This is a genomic window from Amycolatopsis sp. SID8362, from assembly GCF_010550475.1.
Taxonomy (GTDB): Bacteria; Actinomycetota; Actinomycetes; order Mycobacteriales; family Pseudonocardiaceae; genus Amycolatopsis; species Amycolatopsis eburnea.
In genome coordinates this window covers 1-7,620 of record NZ_JAAGNB010001823.1, presented here as the reverse complement: position 1 = coordinate 7,620, position 7,620 = coordinate 1, and the positions used below count along the sequence as shown (strand labels likewise).

8 protein-coding genes are annotated in these 7,620 nt (G+C 70.1%); 4 read left to right on the top strand and 4 right to left on the bottom strand.

From position 1 onward, the window contains the following. On the bottom strand, positions 1-693 hold a 693-nt coding region (locus G3I65_RS55525; protein ID WP_160704627.1), incomplete at its 3' end, for an AfsR/SARP family transcriptional regulator. A 168-nt stretch (positions 694-861) separates the two neighbouring features. On the opposite strand from G3I65_RS55525, the gene G3I65_RS55520 reads away from it, so the two are divergent. Next, entirely contained in the window at positions 862-1,254 is a 393-nt protein-coding gene (locus tag G3I65_RS55520) for a peptidase inhibitor family I36 protein (RefSeq protein ID WP_160704625.1), read from the top strand. A 58-nt stretch (positions 1,255-1,312) separates the two neighbouring features. Here G3I65_RS55520 and G3I65_RS55515 read toward each other — a convergent pair whose 3' ends face one another. Then, positions 1,313-2,806 (bottom strand): S10 family peptidase, encoded by a 1,494-nt coding sequence (locus tag G3I65_RS55515; RefSeq protein WP_160704623.1) that lies wholly within the window; start codon positions 2,804-2,806, stop codon positions 1,313-1,315. Positions 2,807-2,837: 31 nt separating this feature from the next. Between G3I65_RS55515 and G3I65_RS55510 the strand changes: the two genes are divergently transcribed. From G3I65_RS55510 to G3I65_RS55500, 3 genes are all read left to right on the top strand, one after another. After that, positions 2,838-3,497 carry an endonuclease V gene (locus G3I65_RS55510; protein ID WP_160704621.1) on the top strand — a complete coding sequence of 220 codons (660 nt, stop codon included), beginning with the start codon at positions 2,838-2,840 and terminating at the stop codon, positions 3,495-3,497. Beyond that, a complete protein-coding gene (locus tag G3I65_RS55505; RefSeq protein WP_160704619.1) occupies positions 3,494-4,177 on the top strand; it encodes a uracil-DNA glycosylase in 684 nt (227 codons plus the stop codon). Before G3I65_RS55510 ends, G3I65_RS55505 begins: the two co-directional genes overlap by 4 nt. Before the next feature lie 84 nt (positions 4,178-4,261). Further along, the gene (locus tag G3I65_RS55500; protein ID WP_125312570.1) at positions 4,262-5,596 is read left to right on the top strand and encodes an NAD(P)/FAD-dependent oxidoreductase; all 1,335 of its coding nucleotides are present in this window, start codon (positions 4,262-4,264) and stop codon (positions 5,594-5,596) included. Positions 5,597-5,648: 52 nt separating this feature from the next. Here the strand turns inward: G3I65_RS55500 and G3I65_RS55495 are convergent, their stop codons facing one another. Then, the gene (locus tag G3I65_RS55495) at positions 5,649-6,563 is read right to left on the bottom strand and encodes a toll/interleukin-1 receptor domain-containing protein (protein WP_160704617.1); all 915 of its coding nucleotides are present in this window, start codon (positions 6,561-6,563) and stop codon (positions 5,649-5,651) included. A gap of 17 nt (positions 6,564-6,580) precedes the next feature. Next, complete coding sequence (locus G3I65_RS55490; protein WP_160704615.1) at positions 6,581-7,294, bottom strand: NUDIX domain-containing protein; 714 nt, start codon at positions 7,292-7,294, stop codon at positions 6,581-6,583. Between the last annotated feature and the right edge of the window lie 326 nt (positions 7,295-7,620).

Here is a 7,620-nt window from a genome sequence, read left to right as displayed (position 1 = left end):
GCCGGGTTCGGTGCCCAGCTCGTCCACCAGCCGCACCCGCAGCCGCCGGTAGTGCTCGAGCGCGTCGGCGGTGCGCCCGGCTTGGTGCAGGGCCAGCACGCACTGGCCGGCGACCCGTTCGTCCAACGGGTGTGCCCCGGCCAACGCGACCAGCTCGACCACCAGGTCACCGCCCTGGCCGAGCCGCAGCCGGACGTCGGCCAGATCGTGCTGCGCGGCCAGCCGCTCCTGCTCCAGCCGGTCGCGTTCGGCCTCCGCCCACTCGCCCGCGATCCCGGTGAGTGCCGGGCCGCGCCACAGCCGGAGCGCTTCGGTCAGCAACTCCGCCGACTCGGCGTCGTCGGCGGGCCCGCGGGCGCGGGCGCACAGGTCCCGGAACCGGTGCAGGTCCACCGCCGGGTGCGCCGGATCCCCGGTCAGGCAATAGCCTCCCGACCGCCGCGCGATCGCCACCCCCGCGACGTCCGCCAGCGCCCGGCGCAACCGGGAGATGTAGCTGTGCAGCGTGGCCCGCGCTCGCCGCGGCTCGTCCGTTCCCCACACCCGCTCGGCCAGCCGGTCCACCGGCACCACCCGCCCGGCCTCGACCGCCAGCACCGCGAGCAGGCACCGCTGCCTGGCCGGCCCGAGGTCGACCGGTTGCCCGTCGACGTGCGCGGCCACCTCTCCCAGCAGGTGCAGCACGGTCACCACCCCCAAGTCCCCGTGCCAGAACTACCGCACTGACCAGGGCAGGACAGAAACCTTGCAAGCGGTTCACACGAACGGACCCCGATGGTGGCGTCAGCGGCGGTCGACGCGCCGCCGGGCGACGGCTTCCCGCCCTGCCCGACCGAGCACCACGCACCTCTTGGAGGACTCGTGAAACCCGTTCGCAGCCTGCTCGTCACCCTGGGATTGGCGCTGATCCCGCTGGCCGTTCCGGCCGCCGCACAGGCACAGCCGGCCGGCACCGCGGGGACGGAGAGCTTCAACGACTGCCCCGCCGGCTACTTCTGCGTCTGGGAGAACGCGGACGGGACGGGCCGCCGCGCCCAGTTCCAGCTGGGGTCGCCGAACCTGGTCGCCCCGGTCGGCGGCTACATCTACAACGACAAGATCTCGTCCGTCTCGAACCGGACGAGCCGCATCTGGTGCCTCTACGAGGACTCGGACTACCAGGGCAACTCCCTGCGGATCGGAGTCGGCTGGAAGGGGCCGATCGGTCCCCGCTACAACTTCAACGACAAGGTCAGCTCGCTGCGCGCCTGCTGAGCACGCGCACGGGCGCCCGCCGTGCGGCCGCGCAAGCGCCGCACGGCGGTGTGCCGGGTCAGCGGTTCGACGCCTTCTTGACGAACTTCGCGAGGTCCTTCGACTGCTGCACCCGGCTCGGCTCGTGGACGTACATCATGTGCCCGGCCGGGTAGTACGCCGTGTCGATGTTGTCGCGCAGTTCTTCCGGGATCTGCAGGTGGGCCAGCACGTGCTCGGCCGCGAAGTACGCCGTCGCGCCGTCGTAGTGGCCGAATGCCACGTGGACCCGCAGGTGCGGGTTCGCGCGCATCGCCGTGCCCAGCGAATCGGCCACCGACACCGAGCGGCCCTCGAACTCCTTGTACGACCAGGCCTTGAACGTGTCCTCGTGGATGATCTCGTACGGCAGGTCGTTCTCGTACCCGAGCTCCGCCCGCACGTAGTGGTTGAACGCCGCCGCGTAGGCGCCGAGCACGCGGGAGATCGACGGGTCGTCGCTCATGTGCTCGCGGCCGCCGTCCGGCTCCCACGCCGTGAAGCGGCCGTCCATCCGGCCGACCGTCAGGCCGCGGTCGCGCAGCAGCTCGGTGAAGAACCGGACGTGCTCGATCCGCAGGTTCACCCGGTCCACGTAGGACTCGGTGAGCCCGGTCAGCGACGCCAGCGTGGCCACCGCCTCGGCCCGGTCCTGCGTGGACAGCCGCGCGCCGCGCGCGAGCGCCCACGGCAGTTCCTTCGCCGCGAAGTCCTCGGCGTCGGCCAGGACGTCGTCGAGCGGGCGGTCGCCGTGCAGGCCGTGGTAGTGCGCGATCGCCGCGTACGTCGGCACGTACAGCGAGTACGGCAGGTCGTTGCCCTCGGTGAACTGCAGCGTGCCGAGGTCGAGCACCGACGAGATGAGCAGCAGGCCGTTCAGGTAGAGCCCGTGCCGGTCCTGCAGGTGCGCGGCCAGCCCGGCGGCGCGCAGCGTGCCGTACGACTCGCCGGCCAGGAACTTCGGCGACAGCCAGCGCTGGTGCCGCGACACCCACAGCCGGATGATCTCGCCGACCGACTCGATGTCGCCCTGGTACCCGTGGAAGTCCTTGGTCTCCTCGCCGCCCGCGACCCGCGAGTAGCCGGTCGACACCGGGTCGATGAACACCAGGTCGCTGTGCGCCAGCAGCGTCTCGGGGTTGTCGGCCAGCCCGTACGGCGGCGGCACCAGGTCGTCGACGTCGCCGGAGAGCACCCGGCGCGGGCCCAGCAGGCCCAGGTGCAGCCAGATGCTCGACGAGCCGGGGCCGCCGTTGAAGGCGAACGTCACCGGCCGCGTGCCCGGGTCGGCGTCGTCGAGGGTGTAGGAGGTGACGAACACCTCGGCCTTCGCCTTGAAGCCCTCCGACTTGCCGTCCTTGAAGACCTCCTTGCGGAGCACGACCCGGCCCGCCTTCGCCGTGTACGCGAGCTTCTTCCGCTTCACGGTGAGCGTGTGCTTGGTCGTGACGATGTCGTCGGTCGGCTCGGCCGGGATCTCCGTGGTTTCCGGCGCCTTCGGCTCGGGGGCCTCTTCGGGGGTCGTGTCCGCCATGGCCCCAACTTAGTTGTGGCAGGGTGACTTGGTGCACACCGGGGACTGGCCGTCGACGGCCGCGGAGGCCCTCGCCGTCCAGGAAGCGCTGCGTGGCCGGGTCGAGTTCACCGACGACCTGCCGGAGCTGCCGCCGACGGTGACCGGCCTCGACGTCGCCTACGACGAGGACGACGGCATCGCCGCGGCGGTCGTCACCCTGGAGACCGCCGGGCTCACCGTGGTCGAGGAACGGACGCACCGCGCGAAGGCCGTCTTCCCGTACGAGCCGGGCCTGTTCGCCTTCCGCGAGCTGCCGCCGCTGCTGGCCGCCCTCTCGGAGCTGGAGCGCGAGCCGGACGTCCTGGTCTGCGACGGCCACGGCCTCGCCCACCCGCGGCGCTTCGGCCTGGCCTGCCACCTCGGCGTGCTGACTGGGCGGCCCGCGTTCGGCGTCGGAAAGACGCGGTTCGTCGGCACCCACGAGCTGCCGGGGTACGCCCGCGGGGCGTCGGCGCCGCTGGTCGACGCCGGCGAGGAGGTCGGCGCGGTGCTGCGGACGCAGGACGGCGTCAAACCGGTGTACGTCTCGGCCGGGCACCGGATCGGCCTGGCCCACGCCTGCCGGCTGACCCTGGCGCTGACCCCGCGCTACCGCCTGCCTGAGACGACCCGCCGGGCCGACCGGCTGTCCCGGGCGGCGCTGCGATGAGGTCCCTCGACGAGCTGGACGCCGCTGTCTCGTCGTGCCGTGCGTGCCCGCGGCTGGTGACCTGGCGCGAAGGCGTCGCGGGCACGAAAGCGGCGTTCCGGGGCGAGGAGTACTGGGCCCGCCCGGTGCCGGGCTTCGGGCCGCCCGACGCGTCGCTCGCGGTCGTCGGGCTGGCGCCGTCGGCGCACGGCGCGAACCGCACCGGCCGCATGTTCACCGGCGACCCGTCGGGCGACTTCCTCTTCCGGGTGCTGCACGAGGTCGGGCTCGCGTCCCAGCCGACGTCCGAGCGCATCGGCGACGGCCTGGAGCTGTACGGCACGCGGCTCGTCTCGCCGGTGCGCTGCGCCCCGCCGGAGAACAAGCCGACGCCGGCCGAGCGCGACACGTGCCGTCCGTGGCTCGCGGAGGAGCTGACGCTGTTACGTCCGACACTGCGCTCGATCGTGGTGCTCGGCGCGTTCGGCTGGCAGGCGTTACTGCCCGTGCTCGCCGCGGCGGGCTGGCCGGTCCCGCAGCCGCGGCCGGCGTTCGCCCACGGCGCCGTCCTGAAGCTGGGCGACCTGCGTGTTTTCGGCTGTTATCACGTCTCGCCGCGCAATGTCCAGACACACCGCGTGACCCACGACATGGTGGCGGCCGTCTTCCGCGCCGCGACCTCGGTGACTGGCCACGACTGAATCGTTACGGAAACCGCCGCGACGCTGGTCACAGCCGGATGGGGTCCCCGAGCGGGCCGCCCGCGAAGGTGTCACCATGAGGACATGGCTGCTGCGAAGTCGAAGTCGGAACCGACTCGGATCCTCGTCCTCGGTGGTGGGTACGTCGGGCTCTACACGGCGTACGGCCTCCAGAAGATGCTCCGGGCCAACGAGGCCTCCGTGACCGTCGTTGACCCGCAGCCCCACATGACCTACGCGCCGTTCCTCCCGGAGGCCGCGGCCGGCGCGATCGAGCCGCGGCACGTGGTCGTGCCGCTGCGGCGGGTGCTGAAGCGCTGCCACGTGCTGACCGCGCGCGTCACCAAGATCGAGAACGACAAGAAGTCGGTCACCGTCGAGGCGGCCGACGGCCACATCGAGCAGCTGGGCTACGACGTCCTCGTCGTCGCGCTCGGCGCCGTCGCGCGCATCCTGCCGATCCCCGGCCTGGTCGAAGAGGGCATCGCCTTCAAGACCATCGGCGAGGCGATCTACCTGCGCAACCACATCATGACCAAGCTCGACGAGGCCGCCAGCACGCTCGACCCCGAGCTGCGCAAGCGCCTGCTGACCTTCACCGTCGTCGGCGGCGGGTTCGCCGGCATCGAGGCGCTGGCCGAGCTCGAGGACATGACCCGGTTCGCGGTGGAGAACTACTACCCGAACATCCAGCCGTCCGACGTCCGCTGGGTGCTCGTCGAGGCCGCCGGGCGCATCCTGCCCGAGGTCCGCGAGACCCTGGGCGTGTACACGGTCGAGCAGCTGGAGAAGCGCGGCATCGAGGTCTACCTGTCGACCGCGGCGAAGTCGTTCGAAAACGGCCACGTCGTGCTCTCGGACGGCACGGAGTTCGACACCGACACGCTCATCTGGACCGCGGGCGTGAAGGCCAACCCGGTGCTGGCCAATTCGGACCTCCCCCTCGACAAGCGCGGCCGCGTCGAGGCGACGGCCGCCATGCAGGTCGTCGGCCACCCGGACGTCTGGACCGCGGGCGACAACGCGGCGATCCCGGACCTCTCGCGCACCGAAGAGGACCCGACGGCCACCTGCCCGCCGAACGCCCAGCACGCGGTCCGCCAGGCGACCCTGCTCGCCAAGAACATCATCAAGGTGATCCGCGGCGGCAAGCCGAAGGACTACTACCACAAGAACCTTGGCGCGGTTGCCAGCCTGGGCCTGCACAAGGGCGTGGCCGACGCGCTGAACCTGAAGATCAAGGGCTTCCCGGCGTGGCTCTTCCACCGCGCGTACCACCTGAAGGCGATGCCGACCTGGAACCGCAAGATCCGCATCCTGTTCGACTGGATCCTCGGTGGGTTGTTCCGGCGTGAGGTGATCTCGCTGGGGCAGATCAACAACCCGAAGGACGAGTTCGCGCGGGTTTCGAAGTCCTGACGTTTTCGCTTTTCGAAGGCCTCCCGTTTTGACGCGGGAGGCCTTCGGCGTTTCAGTCGTCGGGCATTCCCTCGGTGGAGAACCGGACTCGTTCGTTTTTGACGACGTCCGAGAACGTCAGCCACTTCTCGACGGTCAAGGCCACTACGTGCTCGGGAAGCTCTGCTCGATCAAGCTCGTCGAGGTTGTCCAGGGAGATCATGACGAGGAGGTGGACCAAGCGCTCCCGTTGCTCGGGGGAAAGCTCGGTCATTCCATCGACCAGGATGAACACGGCGGTGATCAGTTCCCACACCCGGAGTTCCACCTCGGGGTGCAGGTCTCGGTAGAGGTCGGCGACGAAGGTCATGAAGTCGCCGACGACCTTCGGGTTGGCTCGCCCGAGTGTGTTGACGATGTTCGCGGCACGGATGGCGATATGTGCCTCCGCTTCGACGACCTTCGGTCGTGGCATGACACCCAACTTTGTCGCGGGCACGTGTACGATCTCGGCATCCGGGCCGGGACGGCGCAAGAGCCTGCGGAGAACCGACAACTGCTGTCCGAGATCGGGCCGTATCACGCGCAGGATCTCAGCCGCGATGTCCTCCAAGTCGCGGTCCTTGCTTCGCACCGCGAACTTGTCGGCCAGCGGTGGCGAAAAGGCCAGGACGTCCTGGACGTCGACGTTGTGCCAGACGGGAATGACGACCTTCTCGCCGCCGGCGATTTCCTTGGCCGTGAGCCCCCGAAGCTCGTATTCGGGCCAGCGCTTCGTCAAGAACGCCGGGCTGAGCACGACCAATCCGTGGCGTGCCGTCGCGAGCCCCTTGTCGATCGACCGCGACAGGCTGTCGCCGGCCTTCAGCGAGAACTCGTCGTACCAGACCTTCACCCCGGCCCTGGTCAGGTACGCGGCGAGCGGCCGGACGAGACTGTCCTTGTCCTCCGAAGCGTGGGCGATGAACAGTTCCAGGCCGTCGCTCAAAGCTCCCCCTCAGGACGTCAAGCGGATCGGCTGCGCAGCATAGCCGGGTGCAGCACGGTCGCCGGCCCCCGCCGGTACAACGCCGCCGGCCGCCCTGGCTGCCGCGAAACCCGCTCCCCGGTCGGGATCAAAAACCCTTCGACCCCTGTGATCTTCCGGTGGAAGTTGCGCGGGTCGAGCTGCTCACCCCAGACGATCTCGTAAACCTCCCGCAGATCCGTCATCGTGAACTCCGGCGCGCAGAACGCCGCCGCGAGCGTCGTGTACTCCAGTTTGGCGCGGGCGCGCTCCACCGCGTCCGCGATGATCTTCTTGTGGTCGAACGCGATCTGCGTCCGGGGGCGGAGCACCTTCTCGACCGGCATCAGCACGGCGTCGCGCGCGTCGCCGCCCGCGGTGGGGGCCGGGAGCTGGGGCGAGAACGCGACGTAGCAAACGGTGATCACGCGCTGCCGGGGGTCTCGTCCGGGTGCGCCGTACGTGCGCAGCTGCTCCAGGTGTAACGCATTCGCGTCGAGACCCGTTTCTTCGGACAGCTCACGAGTGGCGGCGTGGTCGAGGTCCTCGGACGTGGAGGCGAGGAAGCCACCGGGGAGCGCGAGCATCCCCTCGTACGGGGGAATTCCCCGCCTGATCAACATGATCTGCAGGGAACCGTCGTGGATCGTCAGGACAGCGAGGTCGACGGCGAGCGCGACCTCGGGGATCGTCCACTCCTCGGGGTCAGGCATGTTCGACAGCCGGGGAAGCGATCACGACGGAACTGTCCATAGTGCACAGTGTAGCGGGCCGTCAATATTCGTCTCGTTGACGAGAACGGTCCGTCAGGACTACTTTGCACCCTGCAAATCGCAACGAGGGAGGAAACGCCATGGTGGAACGCGGGGAAGTGGTGATCGCGTGATCGTCGTCCTGACCGCGCTGGAGGTCGAGCGGTCCGCGGTGCTCGACCGGATGACCGGCGCCGCGGTCCGCGCGCACCGGGCCGGCACGTTGTTCCACGTCGGGCAGCTCGGCCGGCGCCGGGTCGCCCTCGGGCTGGTGGGCGCGGGCAACG

Coding starts and splice junctions, on each gene's coding strand:
- G3I65_RS55505 (WP_160704619.1), top strand. CDS start 3,494: ATGAGGTCCCTCGACGAGCTGGACGCCGCTGTCTCGTCGTGCCGTGCG.
- G3I65_RS55490 (WP_160704615.1), bottom strand. CDS start 7,294: ATGCCTGACCCCGAGGAGTGGACGATCCCCGAGGTCGCGCTCGCCGTC.
- G3I65_RS55500 (WP_125312570.1), top strand. CDS start 4,262: ATGGCTGCTGCGAAGTCGAAGTCGGAACCGACTCGGATCCTCGTCCTC.
- G3I65_RS55515 (WP_160704623.1), bottom strand. CDS start 2,806: ATGGCGGACACGACCCCCGAAGAGGCCCCCGAGCCGAAGGCGCCGGAA.